This window comes from Phytopseudomonas daroniae (assembly GCF_004327275.1).
GTDB classification, from domain to species: Bacteria; Pseudomonadota; Gammaproteobacteria; order Pseudomonadales; family Pseudomonadaceae; genus Aquipseudomonas; species Aquipseudomonas daroniae.
Map to the genome: position 1 here is coordinate 109,144 of NZ_QJUJ01000013.1, position 14,481 is coordinate 123,624.

Below are 14,481 nucleotides of genomic sequence, written 5' to 3' on the forward strand. Positions count from 1 at the left end.
AAAGCTTCCCCTGCACCCAGGCAGGGGAAGCTCATTTATGCATAGAGCCTAAAAACGCTGGGTCAATGCAAAAATCATCCTGCGGCCATCGAGAACCGACGAGTAGTCTTCCTCATTGGTGACTTCCTTATTGGCCACATTATACAAGCCAGCTTTTAACGTTAAATCCCTGGTCGCTTTATAAGCCACACCTATATCAACAAAGGTGTAAGAAGGATACTTAATACCATTAGTACCAGAACCACTTGTGCCCGTCTGCCAACGGCCCGAGGTTTCACCACGATAGTTCAACTGCGTCCACAGCAGGAGCTTATCGGTCGCGTCCCAATCCAAGGAAACGTTGAACATATGCTTGGCAACATCGTTCAAGGGCTCACCTGCATAGGTGCCTGTCTTTTGTTCCGTACTGGTGTAGGTATAACTGTGGCGATATTTCAAATTATCTAAAATCAGGTAATCGAGTGTAAATTCGATCCCCTTCAATTCAGCTTCATCAACGTTTTCATAGGCCGTGTAGCCATACATATGAGCTGGGTATGTTGTGCCATTATAAACACACTCTACGTTCGCCTCACATACGCGCCCAGTGCGGTTGATCTTGTCTTTATAATCCGTGACATAAGCAGTCAGACTGGTATTCAGACCCAGATCAAAATTTTCATAGGCAATACCAATCTCACGGTTGAGGCTGGTTTCCGGTTCCAATGCAGGGTTGCCGATCACAACCCCACCCATGGAAGTCGCGCCATAGTCGGTTGCGCTTTGGCGCAACGTAGGAGCTTTATAGCCAGATGTGATACCACCTTTTACTGTAAAATTATTATTCAGGTGATATACAGCATAAACCTTCGGACTGAAATGACCGCCGTAGGCTTGATTATCATCGTAACGGCCGCTGAGGGTGAGTTTCAGATCATCAGTCAAACTCCAGTCATCTTCTAAATAAATCGAATTCTGATAACGATTCATTTCGACGACCGCATTAGCATCAGGAACTACCGGTTCTCTCAAGCCGTTAGAGGCACCATCACGTAGCTCTTCATACTTGTAGGTAAGCCCACCAGTAACAGTGTGATTATCAAAGAAATAGCTGGCTTGGCTATTAGCCGTAACAACATCATACTCAAGGCCATTACCGGTTGTTGCGTTGACACGCGTCGGATTTTCCGACCGATCATAATTCAGGTATGAATTCAACAGCAGATTATCAAAATTTCCCTCATGGGTTAGATAATAATTTTTCTTGATGGAGCGATTGTAGCTAGCACTATCGCTTTCAGCCAAGCTTCTACCCGGATTATGCCAGCGCTGTTGATTGGTCTCAGTATACCCCAGAGTAATCACGTTATCATCGTTGAGATTCCATCCCAGTTTAGCGCCCGCATTTTTCTTTCTATACTTCGGCTCTGAAGCCGCACTGTCACCGCCGCCAACAAACTCACTTTCATTTTGATGCTGAAAAGCCCCTGTCACCTGCAGTGACAGAACATCCTTTATTAACGGAGCATTCACATACGCGCTAGTTTGGTAGCCACTTTCATTTACATCATTGGACTTGTGAGGCGTCATGTATTCAACGGTGACACTACCGCCAAACTCATTATGAACCTTTTTTGTAATAATATTGATTACACCGCCCATGGCATCGGAGCCATACAATGACGATGCCGGCCCCCGTATTACCTCGATACGCTCAATAGCCTCAATCGGTGGTAGGAAATTAACAGGATTTCCCGCCTGCGCACCATTCAAAGCAAAGGCGTCGTTAGACTGTGCAGGACGACCATCGATCAGAAATAAAGTATAGTCCGAGGTCATGCCGCGAATCATGATGGACTGTTCAACGCCCCCCCCAGAAATTTGTACACCTGCAACATTCTTAAGGGCGTCGGTAACATCAGTATAGGATTTTTTCTTTAATTCTTCTGCGGTGATTACGGAAATCGTAGCAGGTGCGTCTTTAATGCTCTGTTCAAAGCCAGTAGCAGACACTACCACCGGCCCAATATCCACCCCGTCATCCGCTACTGCAGAAATGGCAATGGAAGCCATGGCAACTGCCAAGAGTGTTTTATTAAACTGTGGTTGCGAACTTGCTGTAACCTGACGAGCATTGCGAGACATGTTTCCGATCTCCATATAAAAACTGTCGATTTGGATGTTCAGGACGTCAATACAAAAATACCAAAGCGGCAAGTTACCCAGACACTACATCCGAACAACCCAACCCAATTATCAAGCAATTTTATTAATGGAAGCCCAAGAACGGCCACTTACCCCTACAGAAGAAAATCTGCAGCTTGATTATTTCAACGTAAGCGAACCTGTACCTAGGTAATTAGTTAACCACCCAAGTTTAATATCACTCAATACTTTGCGCAGGAGCAGCAAAATTACTATCTAATTTTGGCATAAAGCTTAATCACCTAACGCTTGTATTCGTCATCAGGTAACTTGCATCCAATACGCCGGATAAAAATATGGAGCAACAGGCAACCACTAAATAAAACCGCTCTGAGAACAGGCTTTCCACCCATACCGCGCTTCGCAGCAGGTGGGAATGGTACATCAATGCAAATAAGAGTAAATCTCATTTACATTCTATACATACTTGTCCTGACAAACTGGCAGCCGGTAGCAGCAGATGCATTTGCAGACCGCTCCCGGGCGGGCTTTGCGCCCACAGACGGCCGCCCTGCAAGGCGATGGCGCTACGGGCTATGCTCAAGCCGAGACCAAAACCGCCATCGCCGGGGCGAGCACTGTCCAGACGCGCGAAGGGTTCGAAGATGGTCTCCAGGTAGCGGGCATCGATGCCCGGCCCGTCATCGACCAGGCGAAGGTGCCAGTTTTCCCCTTCCAGCTCTCCCAGCAAACGTACGCTGCCGTCGGCTGGTGAATGGCGGATGGCGTTGCGCAACAGGTTCTCCAGGGCCTGGGCGAGGCTGGTCAGGTTGGCGGCAACCAGGCAGCTTTCATCCACCTGGAACAGCAACTGGTCGCTCGACCAGCCCGTCTCGAAACAGGCGTCCTCGACCAGCATGTCCCAGAGCTGCACCAGGCGGATCGGTTCGCGGGCGAACTGTGGGCGCTCGGAATCCAGCCAGGCCAGCTCCAGGGAGTTTTCCACCAAGCGCTGCATGATGGTGATTTCCCGATCCAGGCGCTGGCGCAACGCTTGCGGATCGCTTTCCCCGTCAGCGGCGACTCGCAGGCGGCTCAGCGGGGTGCGCAGTTCGTGGGACAGGTCGCGCAGCAGGCGTCGCTGGTAGGCAACGGTACCCTGCAAACGTTCGGCCATATGGTCGAAAGCGCGCCCCAGTTCGCCGAGCTCATCCTTGCGCGCAGCCACTGGTGGGCCGACACGGGCGCTCAGGTCTCCTGCGCTCAGGGTGTTGGCCTGGCGACGCAGAATCACCAGGGGTGCGATGAACAGGCGGTACAGCAGAACACCAAGCAAAAAGGCGAGTGAAGCGGGGAGCACCTTCTGCAGGAAAAACTCCCAAACCGGCTTGTAGTAACGCGGATCCAGCCGCGGTGGCAGCTCCATCACCAGGCGAATGTGGCTGTCGCTGAATGGCACATAGAAGGTCGGCCGCCCACCTGGCCGCCCGACCTTCCAGTCGAGGCTGCGCACGAAATCCAGGCGCAGCCCCTCCGCTGCGGTCAGGGGCTGGGAAGACAGCGACTGATGATGGTCGTTGACCACCACGGCCCAGACCTGCTCGCGTTCACGCAGTTGCAGAAGGAAATCATCCAGCCCCGCCGTGCCTCGCTCCTTCCAGGCGACCTCAGCCTCCCGGGCGAACTCGGTGAGCGCGCGCCGGCCGGATTCGGACAAGGTGGACATCGAGTCGTAAACACGCTTGTCCAGATCCACGTGCAGGCTGACGATCAGCAGGCAGAACAGCGCCAGCCCGACGACCAGCTTCCAGAACAGCGAATGCCGGCCCGGCACCTCAGGATTCCCGGCCGGTGAGTACGTAGCCTTTGCCCCAGACCGACTCCAGGCGCGTGCTGGCGTAAGCGATGTTCTTCAGTTTGCGGCGCACATTGCTGACGTGCATGTCCAGGCTGCGATCATGCTGGGCATAACCACGGTGCAACACGTGCTGATAAAGGAAGGCCTTGCTCAGCACCTCTTCGGCATGCCGGGAAAAGGTTTCCAGCAGGCGGTACTCGGTAGGGGTCAGCAAGGCCCAGTGGCCGTCATGACAGACGTCGGAACGATCTTCGTCAAAGGTCAACGTACCCTCCTGCAAGGGTGGTTGCTCACGCCGCTCGTACGCCACGCGGCGCAGGATCGCCTCGATACGCACACTGAGTTCACCGAGGCTGAACGGCTTGGGCAGGTAATCATCGGCGCCCTTGCTGAACCCGGCGATGCGATCCTGCTCGGCGCCCAGCGCAGACATCAGGATCACCGGCACGCGGCGTCGCTCACGCAGACGCTGCAATACATCCAGGCCATTGCTGCCGGGCAGCAGGATGTCCATCAGAATCAGGTCGAAATCCTGTTCCTGAGCCAGGCGTAGCCCTTCACTGCCATCGCGGCTGACGGTGACGTCGAAACCACAACCCTGCAGATGGGCATGCAGATGGGACGCGAGAGCCGGGTCGTCTTCGACCGCGAGAATACGAATGGCGCTGTTGGCTGGGGACGACATAACAAGCGGACTCTGAAAGCAAATGTGAACGATTCTACCTATTAGTGGCATGTCCGGTAAGCAGCCAAACGCCAGACAAGCGTCTGCGCAGCGGAATCGCTACACTGCCTGGCATCGTTGAAAGGGGACGTCGCGTGTTCAAGGATATCGGCATCAAGGGCCGGGTACTGATGCTTACCCTGCTGCCTACCAGCCTGCTGGCGCTGGTACTGGGTGGCTACTTCATCTGGATGCAACTCTCCGGGCTGCAGGCGCAACTGTTGCAGCGTGGCCACATGATCGCCGAGCAACTGGCCCCCCTGGCGGCGCCTGCCCTGCTGCACGGTAACAAGTCGCTGCTGCAGCGCATCGCCACCGAAGCTCTGGAACAGCCGGATGTACGCGCAGTGAGTTTTCTCGCCATGCAGAACGACCGCCTTGCTCATGCCGGCCCAAGCATGCTCAACGAACGGCCGGCCATCGATAGCGACACCGTGGATGTCGCCCAGCACAGCAGCCAGGACGCGACCCGTTTTCTGCTGCCGGTAATGGCCCAGCACCTGACCTTGAGCGAAGAAGAACAGTCCAGCTCGGGCACCGGCCCGATCGGCTGGGTGGAGCTGGAGCTGTCGCACCACAACACGCTGCTCAGCGGCTACCGCAGTTTGCTGACCAGTCTGCTATTGGTGGTGACCGGGCTGATCATCACCGGGTTGCTGGCCTTGCGCATGAGCCGCAGCATCAACGACCCGCTGCTGCGCATCAAGCACGGTGTCGCCCTGCTCAAGGACGGCCACCTGGAAACCCGTCTGCCACCGCTGGGCAGCCATGAGCTGGACGAACTCGCCTCGGGCATCAACCGCATGGCCGAGTCATTGCAGAACGCCCAGGAAGAAATGCAGCACAGCATCGATCAGGTCACCGAGGATCTGCGGCAGAATCTGGAGACCATCGAGATCCAGAACATCGAACTGGATTTCGCCCGCAAGGAAGCCCTGGAAGCGAGCCGCATCAAGTCGGAGTTCCTCGCCAACATGAGCCACGAGATTCGCACCCCGCTCAACGGCATTCTCGGGTTCACCAACCTGCTGCAGAAAAGCGAGCTGAGCCCGCGCCAGCAGGATTACCTGGGCACCATCGAAAAATCCGCCGACAGTCTGCTGGGCATCATCAACGAGGTACTCGACTTCTCCAAGATCGAGGCCGGCAAGCTGGTGCTGGAGAACATTCCGTTCAACCTGCGTGACGTACTTCAGGACACCCTGACCATCCTTGCGCCCTCTGCCCACGAAAAGCATCTGGAGCTGCTCTCGCTGGTCTACCGCGATACGCCGGTGTCGCTATCGGGCGACCCGCTGCGTCTCAAGCAGGTGCTCACCAACCTGGTCAGCAATGCGATCAAGTTCACCCGCGAAGGCAGCATCGTCATCCGCGCCATGCTCGAGGAAGAGACGGCGGATCGCGCCCAGTTGCGCATCAGCGTTCGCGACACAGGCATAGGCCTGGCCGAAGAAGACCTGCGCGCACTGTTCCAGGCATTCAGCCAGGCCGACAATTCGATGTCCCGCCAGGCCGGCGGCACCGGCCTTGGCCTGGTAATTTCCAAGCGCCTGATCGAGCAGATGGGCGGCGAAATCGGCGTGGACAGCACGCCGGGCGAAGGCTCCGAATTCTGGGTCAGCCTGAGCCTGCCCAAGGCCCGCAGCGATGCTGAAGATCAGCCCCGCGCGCTCTCGGGGCGTCGGGCCGCGATTCTCGAAGCCCATGAACTGGCCTGCCAGGCGCTGCAGCATCAGTTGGAAGACTGCGGACTGCAGGTCAGCGTATTCAGCGACCTGAACGCATTGTGCGAAGCCGCCAGCACGGCCAGTCGCTCTGCGCAGCCATTCAACTGCGCCGTGCTCGGTGTAACGGCCAGCCATCTACCACCAGAGCAACTCGGCAAGCGCATCTGGGATCTCGAACACCTGGGCTGCAAAACCGTGGTGCTCTGCCCGACCACCGAGCAAGCGCAATACCAGGACTGCGTGCCCGACTGGCATAGCCAGCTGCAGGCCAAGCCCGCCTGCACGCGCAAGCTGCAACGCACACTGACCGAGCTGATCGTTCCAAAGCAGATACGCCAGCAGGTGCGACACAGTACAACGCGCTCGCCGGCCATCCTGTGCGTTGACGACAATGCCGCCAACCTGCTGCTGGTGCAAACCCTGCTCGACGGCATGGGTGCCCAGGTCACGATCGCCAGCAGCGGCTTCGACGCCCTGGCGATCACCCGGGAGCAGGATTTCGATCTGGTGTTCATGGATGTGCAGATGCCGGGTATGGATGGCCGGCAGACCACCGAAGCCATCCGCCAGTGGGAACACGACAGCGCCCGCACACCAATGCCCATCGTCGCCCTGACCGCCCACGCCCTGGCCAACGAAAAACGTACTTTGCTGCAGAGCGGCATGGACGACTACCTGACCAAACCGATCAGCGAACGGCAGCTGGCCCAAGTCGTACTCAAATGGACAGGCCTGGCGCTGCAAGGCGCCAATCAGGATCACCCGACCAGCACAGAACCGCCCACCGCCGTATTGGATAACGAGGAAGGCCTGCGTCTGGCAGCCGGCAAGGCCGACCTGGCCGCCGACATGCTGAGCATGCTGCTGGCCGGATTGCCCAGTGACCTCCAGGCAGTCCGCCAGGCACGCACCGATGGCGACCGCAATGCCCTGATCGAGCGCATCCACCGCCTGCATGGCGCTACCCGCTACTGTGGCGTGCCGCAACTGCGCGCCGCTTGCCAGCACAGCGAGACTCAGCTCAAGCAGGATCAGCCAATCCACAGCAGCGGGCTCGATGAACTCGAACAGGCGATAGAGCGCCTGGATCAGTTGGCACGCAGTGGGCCGGCACACACGATGGGCTAGGGTCTGTTGACGTTTCAGCGCAAGCCGCGTTGCCGCGCCTGCCTGGTTCACCTGAGCCAGGTACCAGCGCTGGCACTGCGGCTGCTACAGCAAACAGTGCCGGGCTGCAAAGGGAACAACCCTAATGTCTGACAACCTGTGCCCGCATGTGCCTGATGCGAAAAGAGGCGCTTGTCGGCGGGCGCATGCCATGCCGCTCGACCAGTTCGGCCGCCATGCCGTGGCCAACGAACACCATCTCCTGCAGCTCCGAAAAATGGCTACTGCGCTTGAGGTAGCCCAGCAAACCATCAAGAACCGCGAACGCGGAAAGGCCAACCGCCCCTTCGCTGGAAAGCTCACCGCCAGTCCAGGCCTGTTCGCCGTGCCATGCAGGCAGATCCATCGGCATCGGACGACCATCGATAACCTGAAACTGCGGCACGAGTACGAGCGTTCCGTCACTCGCCTCCAGGGACGACTCACTGGAGAACACGTCATCCTCGATGCAAACGACAACACGTCGTAAACCTTGCGGCAGGTTGTACAGATCGGCGTTGGCCGCTACCAGGATGGTGAAGGTACTGGTGCCATCATGCAGACGCAGCAACTGCATTGCTCTGTCAGTGCTGCTGGAGGTTTCGGGTCTGCCTGCCGTGCCGTCACCGAGTACCAGGCCGACCAATGCAGCCGAGCAGAACAGCAGGAGAAAACAGCGGGTGCAGGTCATGTTCACGATCCTGACGGAAACGAGCGGCGACCCGACCCGGCATCGGGCCGCCTCTCGAATTTACCTGGCGGCCGACACCAGCCGGCCGAAAGCCTTGTCCAGATTGGCATCGGCCTTGATCAGGCGCTGACGCCATTCTCCCACCTGGTTCTCGTCCGCCCCCAGGCGCTTCTGGGCCTGTGCCAGCATGCGCTTGACCTCGCTCGGCTGCGGCCCACCCGTCCCCTTGCGGGTCTGCACCATGGTGCGTGGCGACAAGGTCGCACGGAACGCGGTCTCGCTCAGAGGCAGACGCTGCTCCTTCCATTGGTACTTCTGTGCAGCCTTGGTATAGAGCGCTTGCGCATCGGCGTAAGGGAAGTTCTTGGGCAGTAGCCCCTGCTCGCGGGCTTGGCCGACGATCAGCGAGGCGAAACTGTGGCCGATGCGGAACGGTACCTTGTGTTCACGCTCGAGGGTGTCGGCCAGCTCCATCGAGGTCGTCCAGTCGGCATCCAGTTCCTCCATGGCGCGCTCAGGATTGATCACCAGGGCATCCAGCACCATATCCAGGCGCTCGAACATATCGATGGCGGACTTGAACAGCCCCAAATCATCGAAGGCCGCCTTGTAGTCGGTCATGCCGGTGGTGACGTTATGCGCGCGGATGGTGGTGGCGCCAGCCAGGCCGACCACATCGGAAGCCGATTCGCGGGTACGCATCAACAGTCCGGGGTTACGTTTCTGCGGCATGGCGCTGCTGGTATAGGTCGACCCTTCGTCAAGCAGCAGCCAGGGGCGTGTCTGGTGGTATTGAGTATGGATGTCGCCGATCAGGGCACCGACACGAATAGCCGAAGACGAGGCGATACCAGCAGCCTCCAGCGGGATGTCGTAGGTCGATACCTGGCTGGCATCCAGTGAGTTCTCGCGTACGCCATCGAATCCCAGCAGCGCGGCCAATCGCTCGCGGTTGAGCGGCCAGCCGGAGTTGGCCAGCACCGCCGTCCCCATCGGGCTGAGATTGAGGCGCGCATAGAGTTCACGAATACGTTGGGCATCGCGCTCGAAGGCGGCCTCGAAAGCCAGCAGGTAATGGGCATAGCTGATCGGCATGGCCTGCACGCCATTGGTATAAGCCGGGATCAGGGTGTCGACATTGTCCCCGGCAATCTTCAGCAGGCGAGCGCGGGAAGCGTTCAGCGCATCGCCATAGTCCAGCACCTGGGCACGCAGGACAGCCAGGCGGTAGGTTGCATACATGTCCTGGCGACTGCGCCCGGAATGGATCAGCGAGGCCTCCGGGCCGATCTTGTCGATCATGATCTGTTCGAGTTGCAGCACGTCGCTCGGGCGCTTGCCATCGGGTTGGCCAGCCTGGTCGATCACGTGCTGTACCCCGCCAGCGATACGCCGGCCCTGCTGCGCGGAAACGATGCCTTCCTCGCTGAGCATGACGATGGACGCCTTGTTGATGCGGTTCAACCAGGAAAACTGGCTTTCGTAGGCACCGCCCTTGAGTGCGGATTTGTCCACCGTAGCCCCGATCTTGCGGGCCTGCTCCGCGCACTCTGCAGTCGTCCGACAAGGTACCTCGGCAGTATTGGCCGCCTGTGCGCCATAGGAGATGAACAGGGCATAGGCAACGGCCAGGTGAAGCAGTGTCTTTCTTGTTCTCATTGTTTTTCAGTTCCGCTCGAAATCGTGGGTGGCTCGACCGTTCGAGAACGGACGTGACCACTGGATGCTAGCGGCAACTCAAAGAGATATGAAATATATTAAAAATATCCAATCGATACATTAAAAGTACCAACAGGATAAGTGCTCACACTGATTTATCGAGCGCCGCCACACTCACCATGCCCGACCAGGGCATTACTGATGGCCGGATCCAACGCCCTCAACACCATACTTTAAAAATATTGAATTTCTATTTTCAAGATATTTTATCTAAGCAAAAACGGCTGATAGGATCGTCCCCATAAATCCAATCAATCAGGCCGACTCACGCTTCCTGCAAAGGTGGGTACGGCTAGTAGCGCGACATCCGTCGAATTACCTGGATGCCGCTCTGCGCTCTCTGCCGAGGTGGGATATGCCGTACTACGTTTTCTGGCCCCTGGGTTCCTCTATCAACTGGCCCGACTTCCGCAGAGTGGCAATCTTTGCCAGCGTCCTGCTCGCCACCCTCTTCCACACGACACTCGCCACGGCTACCCAGCAGACGCTACGTCTGGGGCAAGCAAAACCTTATGACTTCGTCACCTTTGCCAATGCCGATCTGCAGCAAGCAGTGCCGGCCACGCGAGCAGTGGTGCTGATCCACGGGGTACGCCGCAATGCCGACGACTACTACCAGAACGGCCTGAATCTGCTGAAAAAGGCTGGCCTGACCTCGACCGACACCCTGCTGCTGTCTCTCAACTTCCTCACCGATACCGACCCGCGCGCGGGGGCGGACATGCCCTTGTGGGCACGTGACAAATGGATGCACGGCATCGATTCGGAGAAAGGTCGACCTGGTATCGCCGGCTTCTCGGTGCTCGACGACCTGCTCATCCACCTGGCCGACCGCAAGCGCTTTCCCGGCATGCAGGAAATCGTCCTGATCGGCCACTCCGCTGGCGGCCAGCTCATGCAACGCTACAGCATCCTCGGCGATGGCGACGAGCGCCTGGCCGGCAGCGGCATCAGCGTCCGCTACGTCGTGTCCAGCCCGTCGTCCTATGTCTATTTCGAGAACAGCCGCCTGCAGGACGGAACCTTCCAGCCGGTGCGCACTATCATGTGCCCGAGCTTCAGCCGCTATCGCTACGGCCTGGACAGGGCGCCCTTCTACCTGACGCGCCAGGGCCTCGACACCGAGCAGCTGTTTCGCCGTTATGCCGCACGCGACGTGACCTACATGGTCGGCGAACGGGATAACAACCCGCGTGATCGCATCATGGATCGTACCTGTGGCGCCAGCATGCAGGGCTCTAACCGGGTCGAGCGCCAACTCAATTACCTGCGCTACGAAGCCTTCCTGTCCAGCAAATGGGGGGTGCCTATCCATCATCGGCAATTTCAGGTCGCCGGCATCGGCCACAACGTTGCCCGTTTGTTCGCCACAGAAACCGCCGCCAACGGGATATTCCCGACGCACTGATACACCGTCTGCCCACTCACAAAAATAAAAATGAGCTTGCCATGACTCGGATATCTCTCAACGCCCCCGCGCGTCGGGTGCTGCACCCATGCAACCTGACCTTGCTGGCCGCCGCCATATTCACCGTCCAGGCCCAGGCCGAAACCCTGCCCTCCGCCGGCTCGCTGTTCGACAACAACCGCGACAGCCTGCGCCCGGCAGAAAGGCCCCAGGACATGCCACGCGGCAGCGTGCGTATCGAACCCCAGGACGACCGCCCCCAGGTGACACCAGGCGCAGCCGAACAGACGGCCAGGTTCAGGGTCACCGCCTTCAAACTGACCGGTAACCGCGAGATCAGCGAGTCCCGTCTGCTGCAGGAACTGCAGGGGCACACCGGCCGCGAGCTGAACCTGGCCGAACTGCGCGAGGCGGCGGCACGTATCACCGAGCTGTACCGCAGCCGCGGCTATCTGGTGGCCCGTGCCTACCTGCCGCCCCAGGAAATCAATGAAGGCGTGGTCACCATCGGCGTGCAGGAAGGCAAGGTCGGCACGGTGCGCGCCGAACCCGAACCCGGCGTGCGCCTGCGGCCCGGCATGCAGCAGCGTTTCGTCGATGCCATCCCGAGCGGCAGCATAATCCGCGAAGCCGATCTGGAACGCGTGCTGCTGCGCCTGTCGGATATCGCCGGTGTCTCGGTTCGTGCCGTGCTGCAACCGTCACGCGAACCGGGCGCGGCCGACATCGTCCTCAAACTCAGCGAGATAACCGCCTGGACCGGTCGCGTCAGCTTCGACAACCACGGCAACTACTACACCGGCACCAACCGGGTCACCAACAACATCAGCCTCAACGATGCCCTCGGTTTCGGCGAAAGCCTGTTCTTCAACGGCCAGAACAGCTTCGAGGGACTGGAAATCCGTGGCCTGGGCTATCGCCAACCGCTGGGCGCCAGCGGCGTCACGCTGGGTGCCAGCTATGCGGAGATGGAATATGCAATCGGCAAGAGCCTGAAGACCGCCGATGCCAGCGGCACCGCCATCGTCTCCTCGGTGTTTCTCGACAGTTCGCTGCTACGTAGCCGCGACGCCAACATTTCGTTCAACCTGGCCGAGGAGCACCGCCACTTCGAGGATGAGGCAGGCGCCTTTGCGGTGAAGAAATCGGCGGTGTTTCGCGGCGCCACTCTTTATGGCGACTGGCGCGACGACTGGGCCGGCAGCAACCGCTGGAGCCTCGCCTACGGCATCGGCAAGCTGAACAAGGACACACCGATCGATGCCGCCCTCGACCAACTGACGGCCAATGCCGCCGGCACCTATCGTAAGGCCTCGGTATCGTTCAGCCGCCTGCAGGAACTGGGCGGCGGCTACTCGCTGTTCGCTTCGTTGAACGGCCAGTGGGCCAATAAAAATCTCGATGCCTCGGAAAAATTCAGCCTGGGCGGCCCCAACGGCGTACGAGCCTACCCGGTCGGCGAAGCCGCCGGCGACGAAGGCCTGCTCGGGCGCCTGGAACTGCGCAAATACCTGGGCCATTACCACGGTGCCATCGCCGAAGGCACCTTGTTCGCCGACGGTGGCCGGGTACGGGTGAACAAGAATCCCTGGGACGCCAGCGAGAACCATCTGACCCGCTACGGCTATGGCGCCGGCCTCAATGTCTATCACCGCGACCTGGTGATGAATGCCAGCCTGGCCTTCTCCCAGGGCGACGACCCGACCAGTGACGAGCGCGACTCCAAGCGTTTCTGGCTATCGGTCACCGGCTCGCCGCAGGCCTTCGCCGGCTTGGCCAAGGATCTCGGTACGCGCGAGGACTTCCGCGACAAGACTACCGAACTGACCCTCTATGGATCGCTCGGCCTGGTGCCCGAGTACATCGACCGCCGCGACTCCACCCGCGCATCCCCGGCCGACCAGAGCAAGCTGGCCACCGCCAACGGACGCAACATGTCCAGCTACTGGCGTGCGCGCGATAACGTCTCCTACGTCGGCGCGCGTGCGGGCATTCCCATCAACGACGCCACACGTGTGCTGTGGCAGTTGGAATACGGCATCTCGGTAAACTACACCCTGGGCGGCGACGAAAGCGCACCGCTATCGATCTCGCCCAACACCCGCCTGCGCAACTCGGCGGTCGCCCTGGACGACGACCGCTACGGCACCCTGCTCTATGGCGTGTGGGACATGCCGCTCAAGGAAAGCACCACCAGCCTCGACCCCTTCTTCGGCAAGACCAGTGCGGCCTACTACAACATCATCGGCTCGCCGGGCTTCAACAGCAGCCTGGCCAGTACCGTGTCCGGCCCGGCCAGCACTGCCGACAGCAGCGTAGGCTCGGACGGCGCATTCAACCGCCGTCAGTCCGGCGTCGTCGCCTGGTGGTCACCGCAGTGGTACGGGCTGAGCGTCAAGCTGGCCTACTCCAACAACGGCATGAAAGCCGCTGAAGACGTCGACACCGGCTACATCTACGGCGGGAGCGTCAATTACCAAAATGGTGGCTTCACCGCCGTCGCCGCAGCCGAACGTCACGTCAACTACTTCGGCATCGCCAACCTCGGCCGCAACGCCCGCGGCGTGGGCAGCAACACCCACGTCACCGATGGCACCTCGTCGAACGACTACAGCTTCCGTCTGGGCCTGGGCTACCGTTTCGGCAATACCCAGCTGTCGCTGATCGCCGACGAGCTCTATTACTCCGAGGACGACGTGATCAACAACAGCGTCAGCTTCAGCGACCTTTCCGAATATCGCCGCCGCGCCTACATGCTCGGCGTCAGCCACCGCATCGGTGCCTGGCGCCTGCGTGCCAGCTACGCCCGTGCTCTGCCCGGCGAGTGCTCGATGATTTCCGCCAGCGGTATCGAATGCGACACAAGCGGCATGGGCGCCCGCCAGTACGCCCTCGGCGTCGGCTACCGCTTCAACCGTAACACCGAGGTCTTCGCCCATTACGTTCTGCTCAAGAACGAGTCGTTGGCCAACTATAACTTCGCCGTGGCTGGCGCCTACGCCGCCAGCGGTTTCGCCCCGGGTGTCGGTACCACCATCAACGCCATCGGTACTGGTTTCAACTATTCGTTCTGAGGAGATGACC

8 protein-coding genes are annotated in these 14,481 nt (G+C 59.3%); 3 read left to right on the plus strand and 5 right to left on the minus strand.

All coding sequences use genetic code 11. The features are described 5' to 3' along the window. Positions 1-48: 48 nt before the first annotated feature. The 3 genes from DNK10_RS23650 to DNK10_RS23660 all read right to left on the minus strand — a co-directional run bounded on the left by DNK10_RS23650 (position 49) and on the right by DNK10_RS23660 (position 4,667). On the minus strand, positions 49-2,124 hold the full coding sequence (locus DNK10_RS23650; RefSeq protein ID WP_131193233.1) for a TonB-dependent receptor domain-containing protein: 2,076 nt from the start codon (positions 2,122-2,124) through the stop codon (positions 49-51). Positions 2,125-2,590: 466 nt separating this feature from the next. Next, entirely contained in the window at positions 2,591-3,958 is a 1,368-nt protein-coding gene (locus tag DNK10_RS23655; RefSeq protein ID WP_131193234.1) for a sensor histidine kinase, read from the minus strand. A gap of 1 nt (position 3,959) precedes the next feature. Further along, positions 3,960-4,667 (minus strand): response regulator transcription factor, encoded by a 708-nt coding sequence (locus DNK10_RS23660; RefSeq protein WP_131193235.1) that lies wholly within the window; start codon positions 4,665-4,667, stop codon positions 3,960-3,962. A gap of 134 nt (positions 4,668-4,801) precedes the next feature. Between DNK10_RS23660 and DNK10_RS23665 the strand changes: the two genes are divergently transcribed. Beyond that, positions 4,802-7,561 (plus strand): ATP-binding protein, encoded by a 2,760-nt coding sequence (locus DNK10_RS23665; RefSeq protein ID WP_131193236.1) that lies wholly within the window; start codon positions 4,802-4,804, stop codon positions 7,559-7,561. Between the two features lie 121 nt (positions 7,562-7,682). On the opposite strand, the gene DNK10_RS23670 is transcribed toward DNK10_RS23665, so the two are convergent. Together DNK10_RS23670 and DNK10_RS23675 are read right to left on the minus strand one after the other, a co-directional pair. Next, entirely contained in the window at positions 7,683-8,156 is a 474-nt protein-coding gene (locus tag DNK10_RS23670; protein ID WP_131193237.1) for a hypothetical protein, read from the minus strand. A gap of 174 nt (positions 8,157-8,330) precedes the next feature. After that, positions 8,331-9,929 (minus strand): argininosuccinate lyase, encoded by a 1,599-nt coding sequence (locus DNK10_RS23675; protein WP_131193238.1) that lies wholly within the window; start codon positions 9,927-9,929, stop codon positions 8,331-8,333. Between the two features lie 415 nt (positions 9,930-10,344). Here DNK10_RS23675 and DNK10_RS23680 point away from each other — a divergent pair, with 415 nt between their 5' ends. Together DNK10_RS23680 and DNK10_RS23685 are read left to right on the plus strand one after the other, a co-directional pair. Next, positions 10,345-11,397 (plus strand): alpha/beta fold hydrolase, encoded by a 1,053-nt coding sequence (locus DNK10_RS23680; RefSeq protein WP_244216310.1) that lies wholly within the window; start codon positions 10,345-10,347, stop codon positions 11,395-11,397. A 41-nt stretch (positions 11,398-11,438) separates the two neighbouring features. Beyond that, positions 11,439-14,471, plus strand: coding sequence for a ShlB/FhaC/HecB family hemolysin secretion/activation protein (locus DNK10_RS23685; protein WP_131193239.1), 3,033 nt, complete (start codon positions 11,439-11,441; stop codon positions 14,469-14,471). Positions 14,472-14,481: the final 10 nt, after the last annotated feature.